Annotated in this window: 24 protein-coding genes; 7 read left to right on the forward strand and 17 right to left on the reverse strand. The window is 63.6% G+C overall.

The features are described from left to right. On the forward strand, positions 1-408 hold a 408-nt coding region (locus EB812_RS11735), incomplete at its 5' end, for a hypothetical protein (RefSeq protein WP_207287373.1). Between the two features lie 449 nt (positions 409-857). On the opposite strand, the gene pdxT is transcribed toward EB812_RS11735, so the two are convergent. Both pdxT and pdxS read right to left on the reverse strand, forming a co-directional pair. Beyond that, positions 858-1,433 carry a pyridoxal 5'-phosphate synthase glutaminase subunit PdxT gene (pdxT, locus tag EB812_RS10185; RefSeq protein WP_130958247.1) on the reverse strand — a complete coding sequence of 192 codons (576 nt, stop codon included), beginning with the start codon at positions 1,431-1,433 and terminating at the stop codon, positions 858-860. A gap of 2 nt (positions 1,434-1,435) precedes the next feature. Next, positions 1,436-2,317, reverse strand: a complete 882-nt coding sequence (gene pdxS / locus EB812_RS10190; RefSeq protein WP_118230510.1) for a pyridoxal 5'-phosphate synthase lyase subunit PdxS — start codon at positions 2,315-2,317, stop codon at positions 1,436-1,438. Between the two features lie 234 nt (positions 2,318-2,551). Here pdxS and EB812_RS10195 point away from each other — a divergent pair, with 234 nt between their 5' ends. The 6 genes from EB812_RS10195 to ilvC all read left to right on the forward strand — a co-directional run bounded on the left by EB812_RS10195 (position 2,552) and on the right by ilvC (position 7,363). Further along, a complete protein-coding gene (locus tag EB812_RS10195) occupies positions 2,552-3,223 on the forward strand; it encodes an HAD family hydrolase (protein ID WP_118230511.1) in 672 nt (223 codons plus the stop codon). Between the two features lie 206 nt (positions 3,224-3,429). Beyond that, on the forward strand, positions 3,430-3,732 hold the full coding sequence (locus EB812_RS10200) for a YggT family protein (RefSeq protein ID WP_118230512.1): 303 nt from the start codon (positions 3,430-3,432) through the stop codon (positions 3,730-3,732). A gap of 79 nt (positions 3,733-3,811) precedes the next feature. Continuing rightward, complete coding sequence (locus EB812_RS10205) at positions 3,812-4,039, forward strand: DUF465 domain-containing protein (RefSeq protein WP_118230513.1); 228 nt, start codon at positions 3,812-3,814, stop codon at positions 4,037-4,039. 24 nt (positions 4,040-4,063) lie between these two features. After that, complete coding sequence (ilvB, locus tag EB812_RS10210; protein ID WP_130958248.1) at positions 4,064-5,755, forward strand: biosynthetic-type acetolactate synthase large subunit; 1,692 nt, start codon at positions 4,064-4,066, stop codon at positions 5,753-5,755. 11 nt (positions 5,756-5,766) lie between these two features. Further along, complete coding sequence (ilvN, locus tag EB812_RS10215; protein WP_118230515.1) at positions 5,767-6,255, forward strand: acetolactate synthase small subunit; 489 nt, start codon at positions 5,767-5,769, stop codon at positions 6,253-6,255. A 106-nt stretch (positions 6,256-6,361) separates the two neighbouring features. Continuing rightward, positions 6,362-7,363, forward strand: a complete 1,002-nt coding sequence (ilvC, locus tag EB812_RS10220; RefSeq protein ID WP_118230516.1) for a ketol-acid reductoisomerase — start codon at positions 6,362-6,364, stop codon at positions 7,361-7,363. Positions 7,364-7,935: 572 nt separating this feature from the next. On the opposite strand, the gene EB812_RS10225 is transcribed toward ilvC, so the two are convergent. The 15 genes from EB812_RS10225 to EB812_RS10295 form a co-directional block, all read right to left on the reverse strand. Beyond that, a complete protein-coding gene (locus EB812_RS10225; protein WP_118230782.1) occupies positions 7,936-8,940 on the reverse strand; it encodes an inorganic phosphate transporter in 1,005 nt (334 codons plus the stop codon). Further along, on the reverse strand, positions 8,933-9,562 hold the full coding sequence (locus EB812_RS10230; RefSeq protein ID WP_118230781.1) for a DUF47 domain-containing protein: 630 nt from the start codon (positions 9,560-9,562) through the stop codon (positions 8,933-8,935). The genes EB812_RS10225 and EB812_RS10230 overlap by 8 nt, the downstream gene beginning before the upstream one ends. Positions 9,563-9,697: 135 nt before the next feature. Continuing rightward, on the reverse strand, positions 9,698-10,795 hold the full coding sequence (locus EB812_RS10235; protein ID WP_242621276.1) for a pseudouridine synthase family protein: 1,098 nt from the start codon (positions 10,793-10,795) through the stop codon (positions 9,698-9,700). Then, positions 10,795-11,979, reverse strand: coding sequence for a GAK system CofD-like protein (locus EB812_RS10240; RefSeq protein ID WP_130958249.1), 1,185 nt, complete (start codon positions 11,977-11,979; stop codon positions 10,795-10,797). Before EB812_RS10240 ends, EB812_RS10235 begins: the two co-directional genes overlap by 1 nt. Beyond that, the gene (locus EB812_RS10245) at positions 11,976-12,620 is read right to left on the reverse strand and encodes a 3'-5' exonuclease (protein WP_207287374.1); all 645 of its coding nucleotides are present in this window, start codon (positions 12,618-12,620) and stop codon (positions 11,976-11,978) included. The genes EB812_RS10240 and EB812_RS10245 overlap by 4 nt, the downstream gene beginning before the upstream one ends. An 8-nt stretch (positions 12,621-12,628) precedes the next feature. Continuing rightward, positions 12,629-14,044: a tRNA uridine-5-carboxymethylaminomethyl(34) synthesis GTPase MnmE gene (gene mnmE / locus EB812_RS10250; protein WP_118230779.1), complete on the reverse strand. Its 1,416-nt coding sequence runs from the start codon at positions 14,042-14,044 to the stop codon at positions 12,629-12,631. 14 nt (positions 14,045-14,058) lie between these two features. After that, positions 14,059-15,294 carry an RNA-binding cell elongation regulator Jag/EloR gene (gene jag / locus EB812_RS10255; protein WP_130958250.1) on the reverse strand — a complete coding sequence of 412 codons (1,236 nt, stop codon included), beginning with the start codon at positions 15,292-15,294 and terminating at the stop codon, positions 14,059-14,061. A 33-nt stretch (positions 15,295-15,327) separates the two neighbouring features. Continuing rightward, a complete protein-coding gene (gene yidC, locus EB812_RS10260) occupies positions 15,328-16,992 on the reverse strand; it encodes a membrane protein insertase YidC (RefSeq protein WP_118230777.1) in 1,665 nt (554 codons plus the stop codon). Between the two features lie 8 nt (positions 16,993-17,000). Continuing rightward, positions 17,001-17,264 carry a membrane protein insertion efficiency factor YidD gene (yidD, locus tag EB812_RS10265; RefSeq protein WP_092153714.1) on the reverse strand — a complete coding sequence of 88 codons (264 nt, stop codon included), beginning with the start codon at positions 17,262-17,264 and terminating at the stop codon, positions 17,001-17,003. Beyond that, complete coding sequence (gene rnpA / locus EB812_RS10270; protein WP_130958251.1) at positions 17,261-17,653, reverse strand: ribonuclease P protein component; 393 nt, start codon at positions 17,651-17,653, stop codon at positions 17,261-17,263. The genes yidD and rnpA overlap by 4 nt, the downstream gene beginning before the upstream one ends. A gap of 40 nt (positions 17,654-17,693) precedes the next feature. Beyond that, entirely contained in the window at positions 17,694-17,828 is a 135-nt protein-coding gene (gene rpmH / locus EB812_RS10275) for a 50S ribosomal protein L34 (protein WP_118230775.1), read from the reverse strand. 248 nt (positions 17,829-18,076) lie between these two features. Further along, entirely contained in the window at positions 18,077-18,745 is a 669-nt protein-coding gene (locus tag EB812_RS10280; RefSeq protein WP_118230774.1) for an amino acid ABC transporter permease, read from the reverse strand. Next, on the reverse strand, positions 18,746-19,504 hold the full coding sequence (locus EB812_RS10285) for an amino acid ABC transporter ATP-binding protein (protein WP_130958252.1): 759 nt from the start codon (positions 19,502-19,504) through the stop codon (positions 18,746-18,748). Position 19,505: 1 nt separating this feature from the next. Beyond that, a complete protein-coding gene (locus tag EB812_RS10290) occupies positions 19,506-20,198 on the reverse strand; it encodes an amino acid ABC transporter permease (protein WP_118230772.1) in 693 nt (230 codons plus the stop codon). A gap of 72 nt (positions 20,199-20,270) precedes the next feature. Then, positions 20,271-21,014: an ABC transporter substrate-binding protein gene (locus EB812_RS10295; RefSeq protein WP_118230771.1), complete on the reverse strand. Its 744-nt coding sequence runs from the start codon at positions 21,012-21,014 to the stop codon at positions 20,271-20,273. Positions 21,015-21,187: the final 173 nt, after the last annotated feature.

Raw genomic sequence — 21,187 nt, forward strand, 5'->3', positions numbered from 1 at the left:
TGTGTTAAGCACGCCGCCAGCGTTCAATCTGAGCCAGAATCAAACTCTCCAGTTCAAATTCTGTACAAGATTCTCACCCTTGCGGGCGAAAATCGGAATCTCAAAGATTTCCTTCCCACTCGCTATTCACTTGTCAATGAACCACCGGACCTTCCGGCCCCGCCGGACCTTTTCGGTCGGCGCGAGGAGTGTTTATGCTCCCCTTCGCTTCCGGAGTCAACCGTTTTTTTCGCTTCCGGCAAAATTTCTTTTTTGCCGCGTGTTGCTCAAAAATCCGTTTTCTCAAGTCGCGTTGCAGGGTTATGCACCCCACTGCCGTCTCTGTCAACCGTTTTTTTCGCTTCCCGCAAAATTTCTTTTGCCGTGGGCCGAACCGTTCCGGTTTCAAGCGGCGAAAGACGAATGTAGTCCGGCGCCCTCTCCCTGTCAAACACTTTTTGGATTTTTTTCAAAAAAACCCGCAAGTCCGCGCGGGGCACTGTCCTGGCCAAAGGGGCGTCGCCAGGGCCTGCCGCGCCGCAGTGGTTTTACCCCCGGCACAGCCGCCCGGCAACGCGGAAGATGCCCCCGCTGGAGCAAATTCCCCTTGGGGATGCGTATGCTCAAAGTTTACGGCGCGCTCGTTCCGACGTTTAAGCGCGCAAGTAGCTAGCGCTGCGGTTTTTGCCCGTAACTTCCTTCGTCGCAATGGCTGCAGCTGCGCTTACGCAGCCGCCAGAACATTGCAACGTTGCAATGCCCTGGCCGGGGTACGCCTTGTGCGCCACTTGAGGAAAAGTGTTGTAACAGGACAAGAGCTGTAGGGGGGGCAGAGTATTTTTGTAGACAAAAATACCTTGCCCCCCCCCCACCAAGGTCTAACTGCACATGGTAAGGAAGTACTGGTGCAGGCGAGGATCGTCGGTGAGCTCAGGGTGGAAGGAGGTGCCCAGCACATTGTTCTGACGTACGGCCACGGCCTGGCTGCCCACTTGAGCCAGCACGCGCACGTCCGGCCCCACGCGGGTGAGCACGGGCGCGCGGATGAACACGGCGTGCACAGGTTCCGCCCCCAGGTCGGGCAGGGTCAGGTCCGTTTCAAAGCTGTCCACCTGGCGGCCAAAGGCATTGCGCCGCACGGTGGCGTCCAGCACGCCCAGGCGGGGCTGGTCCGAACCTTCGACATCCGTACAAAGCAGGATGAGGCCGGCGCAGCTGCCGTAGACGGGCATGCCCGCCAGGATGCGTTGACGCAGGGGTTCCAGCATGCTCCATTCCTGCAGCAGCTTGCCCATAACCGTACTTTCGCCGCCAGGCAGGACAATGGCGTCCAGCCCGTCCAGATCCTTGAGCTGGCGCACCTCGCGGACTGTGGCGCCCAGACGGGTCAAGGCGTCCCCATGCTCGCGAAAGGCTCCCTGCAGGGCCAGCACGCCCACGCAAAGCCCGGCCACGGCTACCAGCCCCGTTCCTGCATGCGCTGTTCGGTGGGAATAGTGGAGATTTCAATGCCCACCATCGCCTCGCCCAGATCGCGGGAGATTTCGGCCAGCATGGCGAAATCCTTGTAGTTGGTCACGGCCTGCACAATGGCCTTGGCGCGCTTGGCGGGGTCGCCGGACTTGAAAATGCCGGAACCCACAAACACGCCGTCGCAGCCCAGATGCATCATCATGGCAGCGTCGGCCGGCGTGGCAATGCCGCCGGCGGCAAAGTTGACCACAGGCAGGCGGCCTTCCTTACGCACGGCGTAACAGACTTCCAGGGGCGCGCCGATCTCTTTGGCAAAGTTGGCCACCTCTGCTTCAGGCAAGGCGCAGAGCGTGCGGATTTCGTCCATGACCTGCCGGCAGTGGCGCACGGCTTCCACCACGTTGCCGGTGCCGGGTTCGCCCTTGGTGCGGATCATGGCCGCGCCTTCAGCAATGCGGCGCAAGGCCTCGCCCAGATTGCGGCAGCCGCAGACAAAGGGCACGGTAAAGTCGCGCTTGTCAATATGATACTTGTCGTCGGCGGGGGTGAGCACTTCGCTTTCGTCGATATAGTCCACGCCCAGAGCTTCAAGGATGCGGGCCTCCACAAAATGGCCGATGCGCGCCTTGGCCATGACCGGGATGCTGACCACTTCCATAATTTTTTTAACAATGGTGGGGTCGGCCATACGGGCCACGCCGCCCGCGGCGCGGATGTCGGCGGGCACGCGCTCCAGGGCCATGACGGCGCAGGCGCCCGCGTCTTCGGCTATCTTGGCCTGTTCGGGCGTGGTGACGTCCATAATCACGCCGCCTTTGAGCATTTCCGCAAGGCCTGTCTTGAGGCGGATGGTGCCCTGTTCCATGATGCATACTCCTTGTTGTGCCGGGAACCGGCCGGACTTGCCCCGCCTGCCGGAACGGCAACGGGGCTGGCGTGTATATATGCAAATACGCCGCTTCTGACAATACTGCGCCTTGCGCTTCCTCCCGCCACCGGCTATGCTTTTGCCCAGAGGAGAAAGGATGCCGCATACCACTATTGAGGATTGGCGCCGTTCCGCCGGATGCGCGGCGCGGCGGCTGCAGGAGGCCGGGTCATGAGTGCCCGGCTTTTTCCCCACGGGCTCGCCGGGGTCATTTTTGACTGCGACGGCGTGTTGCTGGATTCGCGCGAGTCCAACAGCATTTTTTATAACAGGGTGCTGGCCGTCTTTGGCCTGCCGCCCATGACGCCGGAGCAGGAAAAGTACTGCTTCATGGCCACGGCAGGGCAGGCTTTACGGCATATTGTGCCGCCAGCGTTGCACCAGCGCATTGACGAGGTGGTCAGCCATCACGTGGTTTATGACCGCGACATCGTGCCCCTGCTGCGCCTGCAGGAGGGCTTTCGTCCTTTTGTTGATGACCTGCGCGCCCGCGGGGTGCGCATGGCTGTGCACACCAACCGTCGGCTGCACGGCATTCAGAGGGTTCTGGACATTTTTGCCCTGCCCTCCTATTTTGATCCTGTGGTCGCGGCGGATACGGCCGCGCCCAAGCCCTCGCCGGAAGGCGCGCAGCGCATCTGCGCAGCCTGGGGCTGCAATCCGGCGGACGTGCTTTTTGTTGGCGACAGCGAGCACGACAAAACCACCGCGGAAGGGGCCGGGGTGGTTTTTGCCGCCTTTAACGCCGGCCCCCTGGGCGGACAGATCAAAACCGAGAGTTTTGACGAGCTGCACGCGGCCCTGGCCGAGGCCCTGCCCGGCACTGCCGGCCGCAGCGCCTGACAGACGCGCCGCCGGGGCGGACGCCCTGCGGATTTTTGCGTCGGCACGGGGCGGCAAAGGCGTACGCGGCGTACTTGACCGCACAGATGAAGCCCATCGGGGCGCAGCGCCGGACATGGCGCGCACAGGCCGCGGCGGACGTAAAAAACAGTTGCAATTGCAGGGCGCACTGACGCACTGCTCAAGACAGCCACGCTGGAGGGCGCATGATTGTTCTTGCCAACACCCTGAGCGCCGTTGCCCTGGTGCTGGGGGGGCTTTTGAACCTCTATTTCTGGATTGTTATCATTGCGGCCGTGCTGACCTGGGTGCGGCCCGACCCATACAATCCCATTGTGCGGGCACTGCGCGCACTGACCGAACCGGTCTTTTACCGGGTGCGCAAATGGCTGCCCTTTACCTACACGGGCGGCATGGATTTTTCCCCGGTGGTGGTGCTGCTGGCCATTGAGCTGTTCAACCGCATAGTGGTTGCCTCACTGGCCCAGTACGCCATGACCCTTGTATAGCCCTGCGGGGCGCAAAACCACGGTTTCACGCGCGGGGGCAACGCCCTGTGCACGAACACTATAACACGGGAGCGTTCGTATGGATCAGCACGAACTGGAACTACTAAAAAAGTACGCGGCCACTGATCCGGAGCTGAAATCCCTTTGGGACGATCACGTACTCTACGAAAAGCAGGTGGAAAAACTGGAGCACAAGGCTTTTCGCACACCCACCGAGGAACAAACCCTCAAGCAGCTCAAAAAGCAGAAACTTGAGGGTAAAACCCAGCTTATGGCCATCCTTGACCGTCTGAAAAAGCAAGGATAGCCGAGCTGTTGTAAGGAGCCGGTTATGGAATGTACAGGTGCGCAGATTCTCCTCGAGTCCATGAAGAGAGAAGGCGTGGACGTGCTGTTCGGCTACCCCGGCGGTGCGGTCATTGACATTTACGATGAGCTGCCGCGGCATCCTGAACTGCACCACGTGCTGGTACGGCACGAGCAGGGCGCCGTACATGCGGCCGACGGCTATGCCCGCGCCTCCGGCAAGGCAGGCGTGTGTCTGGTAACCTCCGGTCCTGGGGCTACCAACACGGTAACCGGCATTGCCACGGCCTATGCCGACTCCATCCCGCTAGTGGTATTTACCGGGCAGGTACCCACCCAGCTCATCGGCAACGACGCCTTTCAGGAAGTGGACATCGTAGGCATCACGCGCCCCTGCACCAAGCACAACTTTCTGGTCAAGGATGTGCGCAAACTGGCCAAAACCATCCGCCAGGCCTTCTTCCTGGCCCGCTCCGGCCGTCCCGGCCCCGTGCTGGTGGACCTGCCCAAGGACGTCATGCAGGCCCGGACGGAATTTGTCTGGCCCGATGCCGTTTCCATGCGCAGCTACAACCCCACCTACAAGCCCAACCTGAACCAGTTGCGGCGCACGGTGGAAGAACTGGCCCAGGCGGAACGCCCGGTCATTCTGGCCGGCGGCGGCGTGATCATGGCCAACGCCGGCCAGGCCCTGACCGCTCTGGCCCGCAAACTGCAAATCCCGGTCACCTGCACCCTCATGGGGCTGGGCTCCTTTCCCGCCACAGACCCCCTCTGGCTTGGCATGGTGGGTATGCACGGCACCTACGCGGCCAACCTGGCTATCAACAATGCCGATGTGCTCATGTGCGTGGGCGCACGCTTTGACGACCGCGTCACCGGCAAACTGGCCGCCTTTGCGCCCAAAGCGCGCATCGTGCATATTGATATCGACCCCACCTCCATCCGCAAGAATGTGGAAGTGGAAGTGCCTGTGGTGGGCGACTGTCGCCTGGCCCTGGAGGGCATTGCCGAAATCTGCGACGCCAAACAGCAGGGCCGGGACTGGGCCGATCAGCACGCCGCATGGCTGGCGGCCGTGGCCCAGTGGAAAGAAAGCAAACCCCTGGGCTATCAGAAAAACGGCCACCTCAAACCTCAGGAAGTGATCGAGACCCTCTACGATCTCACCGGGGGCGAGGCCATCATCACCACCGAAGTGGGCCAGCACCAGATGTGGGTGGCCCAGTTCTATACCTTTACCAAGCCCCGCACCCTGCTCACCAGCGGCGGCCTGGGCACCATGGGCTACGGCTTTCCCGCCGCGGTGGGGGCGCAGTTCGCCTTTCCACAAAAGAAAGTCATTACCGTGGCCGGCGACGCCTCGCTGCAGATGAACATCCAGGAGCTGGCCACCGTGGTGGCCAACAAGCTGCCCATCAAGGTCATCATTCTCAACAACCGCTACCTTGGCATGGTGCGCCAGTGGCAGGACCTCTTCTACAACCAGAACTACAGCTCCACCAATATGGAGGCCCAGCCGGACTTTGTAAAACTGGCCGAAGCCTACGGAGCTGAAGGCTACCGCATCACCAGCGCGGCGGACCTGCGCCCCGTGCTGGAAAAGGCCCTGGGCACGCCCAACCCCGCCTTCATCGACGTGGTGGTGGAACGGGAGGAAAACGTGTACCCCATCGTGCCCGCCGGTGCGGCGCTCGACGAAATGTTGCTGGTGTAAGGGAGGCGGTTATGCAAAGACATGTGCTTTCCGTGCTGGTGGAGAACGAACCCGGCGTGCTCTCGCGCGTGGTGGGTTTGTTCAGCGGGCGCGGCTTCAATATCCATTCGCTCAATGTGGCCCCGTCCCTCGAAGAGGGCGTTTCACACATGACCATCACCACCGACAGCGACAGCCTGATTCTGGAGCAGATTATGAAGCAGCTCCACAAAATCGTGTCTGTCATCAAGGTGGTGGACTTTGCGGACATTCCCGCCGTAACGCGCGAGATGATGTTCGTCAAAGTGCAGGCCGAAGGCACGGCTCGCGGCGAAATTCTGCGCACCGTGGAAATATTCCGCTGCAAGGTTGTGGACGTGAGCCACAACGAAATGACCATTGAGGCGACCGGCGACCAGGAAAAACTGGACGCCATCCTGGGCCTGCTGCAGCGTTTCGGCATCAAGGAAGTGGCCCGCACAGGTGCAGTGGCCATGCGCCGCTCCAAAAAAACCGATTGACGCCACCCCCCTTCCGGGGGCATGCCCGAAAGACGCGCACACTGTTCCTCCCCGCGCGGGCGGGGAGGAACCCTTTTTTAACCGTGAGTACCCAGAGGAAGATCAGATGAAAGTTTATTACGATCAGGATGCGGACCTCAGTTGCCTCAAAAACAAGACCGTGGCCATCATCGGCTACGGCAGCCAGGGCCACGCCCACGCCCAGAACCTGCGCGATTCCGGCGTCAAGGTAGTGGTGGGCCAGCGCCCCGGCGGCGCCAACTACGAACTGGCCAAAGAGCATGGCTTTACCCCTGTTTCCGCTGCCGAAGCCGCGGCCCAGGCCGACCTGATCATGATCCTGCTGCCTGACGAAGTGCAGGCCACCGTGTACGAAAGCGACATCAAGCCCCACCTTACCAAGGGCAAGGCCCTGCTTTTCGCCCACGGCTTCAATATCCATTTCAGCCAGATCCTGCCGCCCAAGGACGTGGACGTCTTCCTCATCGCGCCCAAGGGCCCCGGTCATCTGGTGCGCCGCACCTTCACCGAGGGCGGCGGCGTGCCCTGCCTGGTAGCCATTGAGCAGGACGCCACCGGCTCCGCCCTCAAAACCGCCCTGGCCTATGCCAAGGGCATCGGCGGCACCCGCTCCGGCGTTATCGAAACCACCTTCCGCGAAGAAACCGAAACCGACCTCTTCGGCGAACAGGCCGTGCTTTGCGGCGGCCTCTCCGCCCTCATCAAGGCCGGCTTTGAAACCCTGGTGGAAGCCGGCTACCAGCCGGAAATGGCCTTCTTTGAATGCATGCACGAAATGAAGCTCATCGTGGACCTCATCTACGAAGGCGGCCTCTCCCGCATGCGCTACTCCATCAGCAATACCGCCGAATACGGCGACTATGTTTCCGGACCGCGCCTCATCAATGAGAACGTGAAAAAAGAAATGAAGGCCGTGCTCAAAGACATCCAGAGCGGCGTCTTCGCGCGGAACTTCATCCTTGAATCCCGCGCCCGCTACCCCATGTTCCTCACCACCCGCCGCAATGAATCCGAACACCAGATCGAAAAGGTGGGCAAAGAACTGCGCAGCATGATGTCCTGGCTCAAAAAAGACAAGGTTGACTAAAAGGGAGCTTTTTGTAGGGGAGAAAACCTTTTGTGAACAAAGGGGTTCCTCCCCTACGCCCCTTTTTTCAAAAAACATTCTTCTTCCAGGGCGCGCCACCGTGCGTACCCTGGCCCCGCCTCAGCAAGAATTCTGAACACAGAAGCCCCTGTCTTTTTTCGGTCAGGGGCTTCTGTGTTCACGGCACGACAAAAAAATCTATCCTCTAGAGCAGTTAACACTTGAAATGCTCGCTTACGGCAGGCAAAAGCCTGCCTTCTCGCATTTTGTGGCAAGGATTTTCAAGAAAATCCTTGCAGAGCAGTCGTCAGCCATCCCCGCTCTCTGGGGGCCGATGCCCCTCAATATGCCGACGCCACTTCCGTAACTCTTTATCCGATGCCTTTCTTCCCCCCTGCTTGCCCAGGGTCGCGTGTGGCCATGGGGCATAGGGTCGCAAAAGACATCTTCCCCTACCTGCTCAGGGTACGTCCTGCGCAGTTCCGTGAAAGAAAAAAGTTTTTTGAGGGATGGGGGGTGTGGGGGGAAGGGAACTTTTGTGTACAAACGTTCCCTTCCCCCCACAAAAAATCTCAATTCCAAATATGGTGCAGCAGCTTGTAAGCCACGAAGCCCACGCTGCCGGCGGCGGGGAGGGTCAGAATCCAGGCGGTGATGAGGTCGCCGGCCACGTTCCAGCGCACGGCGGAGAGGCGTTTGGTGGAGCCCACGCCGAAGATGCAGGCGGTGATGGTGTGGGTGGTGCTGACGGGCGCGCCCAGAAGGGATGCGCCGGTGATGACCATGGCTGCGGAGCTTTCGGCGGCAAAACCGTGGACGGGTTCCAGTTTGAAGATGCGGTGCCCCATGGTGCGGACAATTTTCCAGCCGCCCACGGCCGTGCCCAGGGCCATGGCCCCGGCGCAGCCCAGTTTGACCCAGAGGGGCACTTCCAGGGAATCGGATTTGCCGAAGATATAGAGCGCCAGGGCGATGATGCCCATGGTTTTCTGGGCGTCGTTGAGGCCGTGGCTGGTGGCCATGAAGGCGGCGGAAAGGAGCTGCAGCCGACGGAAGGCGGCGTTGACCTTACGGCGGTGGATATGCCCGCAGATCCAGTAGATAATCCACATGCTGGCAAAGCCCACGGCAAAGCCAGCCAGGGGCGACCCCACCAGGGGAATGAGCACCTTGTCCACAATGCCCTGAATGTTGAGGGCGTCAAAGCCCACGTCGGCCACGGCCGCACCGATAAGGCCGCCGATGAGCGCGTGGGAGGAAGAGGACGGGATGCCGAAATACCAGGTGATGCAGTTCCAACTGATGGCCCCCACCAGGGCGGCCAGCACGAGCACATGGCTGCCCTCCACCACTTCGGGCAAGACGATGCCGCTGCCCAGGGTCTTGGCCACCTCGGTGCCCAGCAGCGCGCCGCCCAGGTTGAGCAGGGCCGCAGCCCCCACGGCAAAGCGCGGGGTCACCACCTTGGTGGAAACCACGGTGGCAATGGCGTTGGCGCAGTCGTGCGCGCCGTTGGTGAAGTCAAAGAGCAAGGCCACCAGCACGATGAGGGCCAGCAGCACAGGGACGTCAAACATTTTTCAGCACCGCTTCCTCAAGGGTTTCGGCCAGGGCGTTGACCTGCTCCAGCAGTATGCCCATGCGTTCGTAAGCCTGGCTCCACTTGAGCACCTGCATGATCGTGGAGGGCGAAAGTTCCTGGTGTTCGTCCATAAGCTCGGCCAGGCCCACGGCCAGCAACATGTCGCATTCGCCACGCAGGTTGCGGAAGGCGCGGGTTTTGTGGCAGTCGCGGCGGTTGGCAAGGCCCTCAAGCATGAGCCTGGTGAGGTCGATCATGGAACCGATGGTGCGCACCATCTGCAGGGCGGGGAAACGGATGCGGGTAAACTCAAAAATGTGCAGGCGCGTGCTCAGGCTGTGCAGGCAGTCCATACATTCTTCCTGCTCCTGATTGATGCGCAGGATGTCTTCACGGTCAATGGGCGTGATGAAAGTCTGGGAAAGCGCGCGGATGATTTTGCCGTGCAGGACGTCCGCCGATTCTTCCTGAAAGGCTATTTCCTTGTGGATGGCGTCCATGCGGGAGACGTCCTCCAGCATTTCCACCAGCATGCCGGCCATGCGGCGCAAAAGGCCGTTCTGCTCTTCCAGCATGGCGAAAAACGGTGCGGATTTGGGCAATAGTGCGGGAAACATGCATACTCCCTGACCCTGCGCGGGCTCAAGGCCGCCCCGGGGCGGCATTCACTGTGTCTGTCCGCCGAATGTATCCGGCCCGGCGGGTTGTGCCAAGAGGGTGACCCCCCGATAAATCAAACTTTTTCCAACAGTTCAAAAAACTTCTGCAGTTGCGGGCGGGTGAAAAAAATCTTTTTTCGCGTCGCACCACCCGGCAGCAGCAGCCGCCGCCCGCGGCGGCAAGGGCCAGGGCGGCGGCAAGGTGCAGGCCGCGCCGGGCAGGCCCAGCCCCCCGTGGTGCAGCCAAAAAATCCCTTCTCCCAAGCCGCCGTAGAGGCGGTCGCCCCACAGGGGGTGGCCCAGGGCGGCGGCGTGGGCCCGGATCTGGTGCCGGGCGCCACGCCGGATGCGGCAGGCAGCCAGGGTCAGCCCTCCCGCTACGGGCGGGGCAGTGCGGCCTCCAACACCGGGGACAAAAAAAGCCGCCGTCAGGGCAAAAACCCTGTCCGGCGGCCAATAGCACAAAGGAAAGAATTCGGTAGTGTGCTCCAGGTCTACGCTGCCGGGCAATACCCGGCTGCGGCGACGGTCGGCCGTGTCCAGCGCCTCGCGGGCCGTTGTCGGCGCGGCGAGGCGGCCCTGAAGCAGGGCCACATACCTTTTGTCGCACAGGCCGCGCGCCTCGGCCCGCCGAAAGGCTTGCACCGCCTCCGGGCGCAGGGCCGCGCAGACCAGGCCGGAAGTTTCCCTGTCCAGCCGCTGCAGCAGACGGCAAAAGGGACTGACCGCGGACGGGTCTGGACGGGCTGCGCCGACTTCAGGCGCAGGCAGCTCGGCCGTGAGCGCGGGCAACAGACCTTCCAGGCTGGGTCCGGCGTCGCCGGCCAGGGCCGCCGTGTGCAGGCCCGCGGGTTTGAAGAAAAAAGCGTAGTCCCCCTGGCGGGAAAGCAGACGCGCTCCGGCCACGGCCAAGGCCTGGGCTGCGGACAACGCGGCGACCGGCGACACAAGGGTGAGCACATCGCCGGACACCAGCCTGTGGGCTGCCGAGACCGGGCAACCGTTGCACAGGGCTCCGCCGCGCTCCAGGCAACGCCGACGGCCGCGCAGCCCCAGGTGGGGCAACAGCGCAGCCAGGGCCTGGTCACAACGCTGGCCCACCAGCCCGGCGGCAGCGGCCTCCACGGCAACGGCAGGCACGGCAGCGGCCTCCACGGCGGCAGCGGCGGCCTTTGGCGTATCCATGTCCATCACACGCCCACCGCCGCCTGCTGCGGCACTAGGGCCAGGAGCGCCCTGGCCGTGCGTTCCGGGTCATGGCGTGCGGGGTCTTGAGGGCAGACCATGTCCGCATCCACCACTTCCAGCCCCAGACGCTCCAGGGCCGCGCGTTCTTCCCGGTCCAGGTCGCCGGCGTAGCGGCCGTGTCGGCTGTCCACCAGCACCTGCTGCAGCAAGTCCGCGTTGGCCGCATGGGGCGCGTCCTCCCGCAGGCAGCGCAGCAGCGCCGCAGCCTGCGCGCTCAGGGGCAGACTACGGGCTTCGACGTCCAACCCGGAGTTGGGGATGAATATCTTGGGGCAGGCGGCGGCGGCTACAGTGCGGCCGACGCCCTGGGGCAGCAGATTGGCCAGCACGCTGGTATAGAAGCTGCCCATGGGGTAGCAGATGGCCCCGGCCGAACGCAGATAATTGGCGGCCGTAGGGGAAAGGGGCGGCCGACAAGGCGTGCGCGGAAACTGAGCTGCATCTCCCGCACGGTCGGGCTCATGCACGGTAAGGAACAGGCGGCGCACCGGGGCGGGCAGGTTTTTAAACAGATGCTGGCCCACCAGCACGGAACCGTCCTCCAGCTCCGCTGCCAGGTGCAGGCTTTCATTGACAATGGGCAGGACCACGCCCCGGATCTGCAGCAGACGGCTGAAAAAGGCCAGCACCGGCCCGAAAGAGCGTTTGTGCTGCAAATAGCCCCCGGCCAGGACAAGATTGCCCAGGCAGGCGTGGAAGGGATCGAAATCTTCGGGCATGCGCTCAAGAAAAAAATTTAAATGCAGGCGCAGGGCGTCGCCGAAGAGCGTGGGCATACTCTGCCAGACGGCGTGCTGCGGACGGCCCATGGCCGTGAGCTCATGGCGCAGAGCCTGTGCATCCCCGACGGCGGGCAGACGGCGGGCGCAGAATTCCAGCACAGAAGCAGGCACCACAGCGCTGTCGGCCAAGGCCAGAAGGCGGTTGCGCAGGTCACCCACAGCGGGCATGGCAAAGGCCCGCCGCAGGGCCGCGGAGCTGCCGCCGGAATCAAAGGTGGTGACCAGATGTACGGAATTGTGGGTGTGGGCGGTGAGCCTGCGGCTCAAATCGCGCAGGGCTGTACCGCCGGTAAAAAACACCAGACGGGGGCCCAGGGGGGGAAAAGACGAAGCCGCAGGGTTCACGCCGCGCCCCCGTCGTCGGCCTGTCGGCCCAAAGACGCGCGGGAAGACGGAATCAGCCCCAGCTCACGCATGCGCAAAAAAATCAACCGCCCTATCCAGGCGTCGGTGGCGGCGTAGACGATCTGGCGCGGGGTCAGCTCCTTGAGGCTCCAGTTGGAGCACTGCGACCCCTTGGAGATGCGCCAGCCGAATAAATTGGCGGCCAGGGTGCGCAGGCCCTGGCTGGAAAGACGGTGAGCCCGGGCCACGCCCCCCAGATCCACCAGTCCGGCGGGTTCAAAAGCGTGCAACCGGGCCAGGTCGCGCATATCGTCGCCAATGCCCACCCCGGCCTTGACCTGGGAGGGATTGGCCAGAATTTCCGCCACCGGCGCGCCAAAAGGCAGGTTGGCGAGCTGCACCAGGTACACGGACCTGGCCGTGGCCAGCTGGATGAGGGCCGGAGCGTTGCGTCGCCCCTTGCGGAATGAAGGGCGCGTTTCCGTATCAAAGCCCAGCAGGTTTTCGTCCTGCAGGTCCGGCAGGGCCTGCTTCCAGTCGTTCAGACTGCGGATGACCAGCACGGGCCCCGTATAGTGGTACAGGGGCAGATCATTGATTTCGTCGCTGGTCAGCCGACGGCGCAGAATATCCATATCCATAGGCTAAGCTACTTGCCGATGCAGAATTGGTCAAAGATGGCGTTGAGCACCTGGGCGGGCGTATCCAACCCCGTGACCTCGCCCAGATGAGCGGCCGCCGTATCCAAGCGCACCGCGCAGCAATCGTAGGGACGGCCCTCCAGGATGTCCCCCCGCAGCAGTTCCAGCTCCGCCAGGGCATGTTCCAGAGCCAGGGCCTGCCGCCGGTTGGGGGCCAGGCCACCCTCGCCGACGTCGCCCGCCGCCGCGCCCAGCAGCAGTTCCCGCAGAGACGCCGCCAGCGCTTCCATATGTGTACCGGAAAGAGCGCTCACCGCGCAACAGGGATGTGGCCCCAGCCAGCGGGGCGGAAAAACGCGCGGCAGGCAGAGGTCGCACTTGTTCCAGACCGCAAACAGCGGCGTATGGCCCACGGCGGCCAGCACTTCCGCAGCCGCCGCATCGGGGCAGACTGCAGCGGCGGCTCCGGCTTCGCCCAGGCTGCCGCCGTCCAGCACCAGCACTACGGCGTCGGCCTCGGCCAGCTTTTCCCGGCTGCGGGCCACGCCCAAGGCCTCCACGGCCCCGGTCGCATGGCGCAGGCCGGCCGTATCCGTGAGGCGCACGGGCAGGCCGTCCAGGTCGCAGGCTTCTTCCAGAAAATCGCGAGTAGTGCCGGGCAGATCCGTAACCAACGCCCGGTTGCGGCCCAGCAACGCGTTGAGCAGGCTGGATTTGCCCGCGTTGACGGCCCCGGCCAGCACTACCAGGGCCCCCTGCTGCATGAGCCGCGCGCGGCGCTGCCCGGCCAGCAGACCGCGTACCGCATCGGCTACGCCATCTACGGCCACGGCAAAATCCGCCAGCGGCAAATCTTCCACTTCATCTTCGGGAAAATCTACGGCCAGACAGACTCTGGCCCGCAACGCTTCCAGAGCCTGCCGCAGGGCTGCCGTGCGGCGGCCCAGCAGGCCGTCCAGACGGTTCAGGCCATAGCGCAGGGCCTCGCGCGAGGGCGCGGCAATGAGTTCGGCCACAGCCTCGGCCTGACTCAGGTCCATGCGGCCGTTGCAGAAACCCCGATGCGAGAACTCGCCCCTGGCCGCCGGGCGCGCGCCATGCTGCAGGGCGCTTTCCAGCACGGCCTGGACCATAAGAGGGCCGCCGTGACACTGGATTTCGGCCATATCCTCACCCGAGAAGGTGCGTGGGCCAGGCATGAACACGGCCAGCACATCGTCCAGGGGCTGGTCGCAGGCATCCAGCACGCGCCCCCGATGCAGCACCCAAGGCCGAAAATCCGTAAAATCCGCTGCGGCCGGGCGAAACAGTCGGCCCAGCACGCGCCGCGCCTCCGGCCCGGACAGCCGTACAATGCCTATGGCGCCCGCTCCGGGGGCCGTGGCAATGGCCACAATGGTTTCCCTGTCCTGCTCCGGGCTCATGGCCGCACCGCGCCTCAGGCCTTTTCGCCCTTCCTGCGCATGATGACCACCCGCTTGAGGGGGCCCTCGCCGCTGCTGCGGGTCTGCACATCGGGCAGTTCCTGCAGGCAGACGTGCACAACCCGCCGGTGGTAGGAAGACAGGGGTCTGGTGGAAAGCGAACGCCCGCTCTGGCGCACTTTTTCCGCCAGGGCCAAGGCCATCTCGCGCAGCTTTTCTTCCTGACGCTGACGGTACGCGCCCGCGTCCAGCTGCACGCGCACGGCGGCGTCCATGCCGCGCGAAACAATGCGCGAAACCATGTACTGCAGGGCGGCCAGGGTCTGCCCCTCGCGCCCGATGAGCAGGCCGGGATCCGCATCGCAGTCCACACCCACAAAAACACGCCCCTCGTCCACGCGCACGTCCACCTTGGCTTCGCCGCCCACTATGGGGCGCACCAGATTGCCCACGGCTTCGCGCGTAAGGGCCTCCAGACGGACCAAATCCAGCTGTTCCAGGGGGGTGGAAGGCAGGCCCGCGTCAGCCAGGTCTTCTTCCAGGCCTTCGCCCGCCGGTACGGCGTCAAAAGCCGCGGGCCCGGAGGCTTGCTGCCCGGCGGGCGGCTCCCCTTTGCGGCCATTGCGTCGACGGCCCTGGGGGGCCTCGCCGGACTCCCCATTACGGGGGGCTTCCGCAGGGCGCGCTTCCCTGGCGGCACGCGCGTCTCTGGCAGGCGGAGCGTTACGGCGGCGCTCCTGCCCCATTGCTTCGGCCCCGCCGTCGGCGGCTTCGGGCTGACGGCAGGACGCAGCTTTGTTGGCCTCACGGCCTCTGTTGGGGGCAGCGCCGTTGCGCGCTGCCAGGGCCTCGGCCTCCGGGGACGCCTCGTCGCCCGCAGGGCCGCCCGCCGCAACAGGGGCTGCGGGGGAGGCCGCTGCGGCAGGCTTGCCGCCGTTGCGACGGCCCCCGGCAGCGCCGGAACCTTCACGGCCCGCGTGGCGGGACGTTTCCCGCGCGGTTTCACGAGACTTGCGGCCTGCGTCGGCCGTTGTTTCGTCTGCCCCCAGGATGCTGGCCACAGCGTCGTGCAGCTCCACGCGCCGGGCGCGAACTTTGGCCTTACGCGCGCCTACAATGCCAAAGATGCCGGACTTGGCGTCCTCCACGATTTCAATTTCCAGTTTTTCACGCGCGGCATTAAAATACTCGCACGCTTCGCGGATGGCGTCGTCCAGATCCTTGCCCTGGAATTCCTTGAACCCGTCCATATCTACCTCTATGGGGTCCCCAGGGTCGCAGGCTTATTTGCCGTCGGCCAGGGTCTTGAATTTCTTGGCCATCATCTTCTGCTGCGCAATGGACAGAATGTTGTTGACCAGCCAGTAGACCACCAGCCCCGAGGGAAAGCCCAGGAAAAGCACGGTAAAGATCAACGGCAGAAACATCATGATTTTCTGCTGCGTGGGGTCCGTGGCCGGGGGGCTCAGCCTCTGCTGCACAAACATGGTCACGCCCATGATAATGGGAGTGATATAGAAGGGGTCTTTGGCCGAAAGATCTGCCAGCCAGATGATGTCCGTGCCCGGCAGCGTGCTGATGAAGGCGGCGTGCCGCAGCTCAATGGAGGTGAGCAGGGCCTGGTACAGACCAAAGAACACGGGCATCTGGATGAGGATGGGCACGCAGCCGCTGGCCGGATTGACGCCGTAGGTCTTGTACAGCGCCATGACCTCTTTGTTCATCATTTCCTTGTCGTTCTTGTACTTCTCACGAATATTGCCCATAAGCGGCTGGAGCTTCTTCATCTTTTCCATAGATGCGTAGCTCTTGGCCGTGAGCGGCCAGAATACGGCCTTGATGAGCACCGTCAGCAGAATAATGGCCACCCCCCAGTTGTGGACGTACTTCTGAAAGAATTCCAGCAGCCAGAGCAAGCCCTTGGCGATAAGGTGAAACATGCCGAGGTCGATGCTCTTGACCAGCTCGTCGGACACGGCGGCAAGCTGGCTGCGCACCTTGGGGCCGAGCCAGTAAGAGACGCGCAGCTCGCGCTGTTCGCCGGGGGCCAGCACGGTTTCGGGCTCCTCCACCGCAGCGCGGTAGGTGCCCTGCTGCAGACGGCCCTTGACGGTCAGGTTGGCCGTGTCGCCGGGCAGCACAGCCGAGAGAAAATAGGTGCTCATGGCCCCGGCCCAGTAGATCTTGCCCGTGGCCTGCACGCCCGTTTCCTCCAGGGTTTTGGCGGAGGATTCTTCGCTCAGGCTGCCGTCGCTGTCCCAGGCCACGCGCATGAGGTCGTAGCGGCTGCCCGAAGCGTTGCTGCCGTCGGCGGCCACGGTGTAGCCCAGGCGCACGCTGCGGGCCTGGTCGGTCTGGTTGACCAGACGCACGGTCTCCCGGATGAGGTAGCTGTCCGCGCTGAAAGTCAGCTCACGCACCACCGTCAGGCCGTCCACCTGCCCCACCAAGCGCAGCAGGCCCTGCTGACCTTTATCCAAGGTGAGGCCGTCCTTGCCGGCGTCCACACTCCATTGGCCCGTGCTCCAGGAGGGCTGGCTGTTGATAACCAGCCCCAGAGGGGCTACGCGGGCGGTCTGCGGGTCCACCATGTTGACCAGGGGCGCGCCCCTGGCGATGGTGGTATGGTAATTTTTGAGCTTGAACGAACGCAGCGCCCCGCCGCCACTGTAGAGCACCGCTTCATAAAGCGGCGAACGCACTGTGACGTCCTGCCCCGCAGACGGCGCAAAGGCGGGCACGGCCAGGGTTTCCTGCCGGGCCGCTTCCTGGGCTTGCCGCTGCGCTTCCGCCTGCTGGACCTGCTGCTGTTGAGCTTGTTGCTGCTGGGCCACTACTGCGGGGTCGGGCTTCTGCACCCAACCCATGTATTCGGCCAGATAACTCCAGCCCACGATGACGACCAAGCAGAGAACAATGGCAATGACCAGATTTTTTCCGTCTTGCATGGGGGCCTTTACTCCTGGGACAATGGCGGCGTATGGCGGCGGCGCCGCGGTGGTGGTACAGGATCGTAGCCCGAACCGCCCCAGGGGTGACAGCGGGCCAGGCGCTTGAGCGCCAGCCAGCCGCCACGCAGCACGCCGTGGGTCATAACGGCCTCCACGGCGTAGGCGGAACAGGTGGGGGTAAAACGGCAGGCAGGGGGAAGCACCGGCGAAATGCAATACTGGTAGATGCGGATGGGAAAAACGCACAACTGGCGCAGTATGCGGCTCATGGCTGTCCTTCCGGCGCCGGCCGGCCCGGCGCGCGCCGGGCTAGACGCCTGAGCGGCGGCAAAAGCTCGGCGGTCACGCCGGCCAGGTTCAAAGCGGCTTGCCCGGCGTGCTTTTTGGCAACGGTAACGATATGGACGCCCACAGGCAGATCCTCACGGTGCAGACGGTAAAATTCCCGCAGCAGCCGTTTGACGCGGTTGCGCGTCACGGCCTTGCCCACTTTACGGGATACGGCCATGCCCGTGCGCGTGCCGCATTGGGGATGCTCTCCCGACAGCACGAAAACGAGGAAATGTTCCGTATGGAGGCGTCTGCCCCGCTCATAACAGGCAGTGTACTCCGCCCGACGACGGATGCGCAGCTCGCGGGGCAAGGCGTGGGGGCGCATGGATGCGTGTGGCCGGGCGGGCCTGCCCACCCCGTCAGCCTCAGGCGCTGAGACGCTTGCGCCCCTTGGCGCGGCGGCGGCGCAGGATGGCGCGGCCCGCAGGCGTGGCCATACGGGTACGGAAGCCGTGGGTGCGCGCCCTTCTGATCTTGCTCGGCTGGTAGGTTCTTTTCATGACGCTCTCCTTAAAATTTCCGGCGGGCAACCCGCCTGGGGCACGCCGGGCGACGCGGTTTCCGGGGCCGCCCCGGGTCGTGCAGACGCGGGGATAACGGCCAGGCCCTGGCGTTGAATATGGAAGAAGCTACATACACGCCCGCCCGGCCCGCGTCAAGGGCCTGCTGCACCGTTGCGGCAGAACCCCGCCCCCACGTTGCGCAAGCCCGGCCGCAAAAAAAATGCCGCCCCAGGCGCCCCGTCGCCTCAGCGCGCGCCAAAGCCCGGTACGTGATAGCGGCGCTCCAGCCAGCGCAGCAAAAAAGTGGCCAGCGTGACCATGCCCAGATAATATGCGCCCACGGTCAAAAAAACTTCTGTAAACCTGAAGGTGTCCGAGGCCACCACCTTGCCTTCGCCCATAAGCTCCATACAGGTGACCAGATAGGCCAGCGAGCTGTATTTTATCAAATAAATAATCTCATTGCCGCAGCCGGGCAGGGCGCGCCGCGCCGCCTGGGGCACCACAATCCAGGCCACGGTCTGCCAGGCGCCAAAGCCCAGAGCCTGGGCCGCCCGGATCTGCCCCTGCCGGATGGAAAGCAGCGCGCCCCGGATGTATTCCGACTGGTAGGCCGCCGTGCAGAGGATAAAGCTGGTCAACGCCGCGCCGTAGGGAGGAAAATAGATGCCCACCTTGGGCAGAGCGTAGTAGATGAGCATGAGCTGCACGACCAGAGGCACGCCCCGCACCAGGGAGGTGTAGCCGTTGCCCAGACGGCGCAGCCAGCGTGGCCCGAAGGCGCGGGCGCAGCCCAGCAGCACCCCCCCCACAAAACCCAGACTGGCCGCCGGCACGATGAGCGCCAGGGAAACCATCAATCCCCGGTTAAGGGCCGGCAGCAGATCGTGGGCGTAAAAGGCCGTATCCAGCACCTAGGCCCCCATCTCCAGCAGCCGCTGGCAAAAATCACGCGTGCGGGTGGCCGCGCCCTCGGCCAGCAGGTCCTGGGGCGCGCCCTGCTCAATGAGCCTGCCGTGCTCCATAAAAATAATTTCCGTGGCCAGAGCCCGGGCAAAATCCATCTGATGGGTGGCCATGACCATAGTCATGCCGCCGTCGGCCAGGTCGCGAATGACGGCCAGCACCTCGCCCACCAGCTCTGGGTCCAGGGCCGACGTGGGCTCGTCCAGCAAAATGACCTTGGGATCCATGGCCAGGGCCCGGGCTATGGCCACCCGCTGCTTCTGCCCGCCGGAAAGCTGGGCCGGATAGAGCAGGGCCCGCCGGGCCAGGCCCACACGGGCCAGTTCTTCCTGGGCACGTTTCCTGGCCGCCGCCGCAGACATGCCGCGCACCTTGCGCAGGGCTATGGCCACGTTGTCTTCGGCGGTAAGGTGGTCAAACAGGTTAAAATCCTGAAAAATCATGCCCACCTGCGCGCGGAAGGCGCAGAGCGCCGCCTTGTCGGCGCGGTCCAGCCTTTGTCCTTCCAGGTAGATTTCGCCCGCGTCCGGCGGGATAAGGCAGTTGATGCTCTGCAAAAACGTGCTTTTGCCCGCCCCTGAAGGCCCAATAAGGACTTTGAGTTCGCCCCGGCGCACGGTCAGGGAGCAGTCGTTCAGAATGGCTTTGCCGCCCAGGGCCTTGGAGATGTGCTCCACCCGCAGCACGGCCTGAGAATCCATATTCATGTTACCCCATCTCCATGCCGTCCAGGCCCGTTCCCGTAGAATAGCCCGGCACATGGACCTTGTCTTCCAGCAGGCGCAGCAGCCGCAGCACTACCAGGGTCAGCAGGCAGTACAGGGCGCCCGCCGCCGCATACAAGGCCAGGTGTTCGTGCGTGCGGGCAGCGGCAAAAGACGTGCGGGCCATGATGTCCTGGGTGCCCAGCACATAACAGATGGCCGAATCCTTGAGCAGGATGGAAAATTCGTTGGCCCAGCCGGGGATGGAAAGGCGCAGAGCCTGCGGCAGCACAATGGAACGGATACCCGCGCCCTCCCCCATGCCCAGGGCCAGGGCGGCGTTGAGCTGGCCTCGGGGCAGGCTTTCCATAGCGCCGCGAAAAATCTGGGACTGGTAGGCCGTGCTGGTGCAGCCCAGCACCAGACAGCAGGCGAAAAACGGGTCCACGGGCAGGCCCAGGCTCATAAACAGGCCATAACAAAGGAAGAGCAGCACCAGGATGGGCACGCCGCGAAAAAACCAGACATAAAGCGCGGCCAGCCGACGCAGCCACGGCCCGCCGTAAACCTGGCCCACGGCCAGCGGTACCCCCAGCACAAGCCCCATGCCCAAAGACAGGGCCACATTGCCCAGGGTAACCAGGCTGCCCGCCAACATGGAGGGCAGCGCATTGTAAACGACCAGCAGTGAATGCATAGAAAGGGGCCCAAAGGTTGCGGGCGCGGACCGTCAGACACGGCCCGCGCCCCAAAAACACCGCCGAAACGGCTACTTGTTCAGATATTTCTTCTGCAGCTCTTTCCAGTAGGGATCGGCCATGAGCTTTTTATAGCCTTCGTTGACCAGTTTGTGCAGCTCTTTGTCGTCTTTACGCATGGCCACGCCAAACTCGTCGGGCACGCCGTGTGTGCCGGCCTTTTTCACCGCGCGGCCGTGAGCGATGGCGTCGTCGGCGGGCAGTTCGTCCATAAGGGCGGCCTGGATGCGGCCGTTGAGCAGGTCTTCCACCGCCAGCGGGGCGGAATCGTAAAAGCGCAGTTCAAAGGCATAGCCCTTTTCTTCCTGCTCCTTCTTGATGGCATTGGCCTCGGAGGTGCCGCGCTGTACGCCCAGTTTAACCTTCTGAGTCAGAATGTCCTTGGGGGTCAGCTTGGAATCGGCGGGCACCAGAAACACGCGCGAAACCGTCCAGTAAGGATTGGAAAACTGCACCATCTTGGCCCGCTCTGGAGTGATGCTCATGCCCGAATCCACCATATCGATCTGCTTGGCCAGCAGGGCGGGGATGATGCCGTCCCAGGCCAGGGGCTTGTGGGTCACTTCAAAGCCCATATGCTTAGCGATCCAGGTCATGGAATCCACGTCAAAACCAGCGGGCTGGCCGGTTTTTTCATCCACATAGGCAAAAGGCGGGTAGTTGGGGTCGATGCCGTTGACGTAGGTTTTTTTGGCAAAGGCAGGCACCGCGGCCAGCACCGCGGCCAAGACCGCGCAGACAAAAAGTTTTTTCATACTCGGTTCCCCCTGGCAGAAGATATGGACGAACACGGCGGCCACAGGCCTGCCGTCACCCCCCGGTCCGCGCCCGGACACGGTGGCAGAGGTCGGCCCGGACCGCACGCGGCAAGGCCAGCCCCCCCGCGCGAACAGCGGCAAAACAAGGCGTCAGCCTACCAGAAGCCCGC

Source organism: Desulfovibrio legallii, from assembly GCF_004309735.1.
Classification (GTDB): Bacteria; Desulfobacterota; Desulfovibrionia; order Desulfovibrionales; family Desulfovibrionaceae; genus Desulfovibrio; species Desulfovibrio legallii.

Excerpts from the sequence above, each read along its gene's own strand:
- pdxS (WP_118230510.1), bottom strand. The coding sequence starts at position 2,317 with ATGGAACAGGGCACCATCCGCCTCAAGACAGGCCTTGCGGAAATGCTC.
- EB812_RS10195 (WP_118230511.1), top strand. The coding sequence starts at position 2,552 with ATGAGTGCCCGGCTTTTTCCCCACGGGCTCGCCGGGGTCATTTTTGAC.
- EB812_RS10200 (WP_118230512.1), top strand. The coding sequence starts at position 3,430 with ATGATTGTTCTTGCCAACACCCTGAGCGCCGTTGCCCTGGTGCTGGGG.
- EB812_RS10205 (WP_118230513.1), top strand. The coding sequence starts at position 3,812 with ATGGATCAGCACGAACTGGAACTACTAAAAAAGTACGCGGCCACTGAT.
- ilvB (WP_130958248.1), top strand. The coding sequence starts at position 4,064 with ATGGAATGTACAGGTGCGCAGATTCTCCTCGAGTCCATGAAGAGAGAA.
- ilvN (WP_118230515.1), top strand. The coding sequence starts at position 5,767 with ATGCAAAGACATGTGCTTTCCGTGCTGGTGGAGAACGAACCCGGCGTG.
- ilvC (WP_118230516.1), top strand. The coding sequence starts at position 6,362 with ATGAAAGTTTATTACGATCAGGATGCGGACCTCAGTTGCCTCAAAAAC.
- EB812_RS10225 (WP_118230782.1), bottom strand. The coding sequence starts at position 8,940 with ATGTTTGACGTCCCTGTGCTGCTGGCCCTCATCGTGCTGGTGGCCTTG.
- EB812_RS10230 (WP_118230781.1), bottom strand. The coding sequence starts at position 9,562 with ATGTTTCCCGCACTATTGCCCAAATCCGCACCGTTTTTCGCCATGCTG.
- EB812_RS10235 (WP_242621276.1), bottom strand. The coding sequence starts at position 10,795 with ATGGACATGGATACGCCAAAGGCCGCCGCTGCCGCCGTGGAGGCCGCT.
- EB812_RS10245 (WP_207287374.1), bottom strand. The coding sequence starts at position 12,620 with ATGGATATGGATATTCTGCGCCGTCGGCTGACCAGCGACGAAATCAAT.
- mnmE (WP_118230779.1), bottom strand. The coding sequence starts at position 14,044 with ATGAGCCCGGAGCAGGACAGGGAAACCATTGTGGCCATTGCCACGGCC.
- jag (WP_130958250.1), bottom strand. The coding sequence starts at position 15,294 with ATGGACGGGTTCAAGGAATTCCAGGGCAAGGATCTGGACGACGCCATC.
- yidC (WP_118230777.1), bottom strand. The coding sequence starts at position 16,992 with ATGCAAGACGGAAAAAATCTGGTCATTGCCATTGTTCTCTGCTTGGTC.
- yidD (WP_092153714.1), bottom strand. The coding sequence starts at position 17,264 with ATGAGCCGCATACTGCGCCAGTTGTGCGTTTTTCCCATCCGCATCTAC.
- rnpA (WP_130958251.1), bottom strand. The coding sequence starts at position 17,653 with ATGCGCCCCCACGCCTTGCCCCGCGAGCTGCGCATCCGTCGTCGGGCG.
- rpmH (WP_118230775.1), bottom strand. The coding sequence starts at position 17,828 with ATGAAAAGAACCTACCAGCCGAGCAAGATCAGAAGGGCGCGCACCCAC.
- EB812_RS10285 (WP_130958252.1), bottom strand. The coding sequence starts at position 19,504 with ATGAATATGGATTCTCAGGCCGTGCTGCGGGTGGAGCACATCTCCAAG.
- EB812_RS10290 (WP_118230772.1), bottom strand. The coding sequence starts at position 20,198 with ATGCATTCACTGCTGGTCGTTTACAATGCGCTGCCCTCCATGTTGGCG.
- EB812_RS10295 (WP_118230771.1), bottom strand. The coding sequence starts at position 21,014 with ATGAAAAAACTTTTTGTCTGCGCGGTCTTGGCCGCGGTGCTGGCCGCG.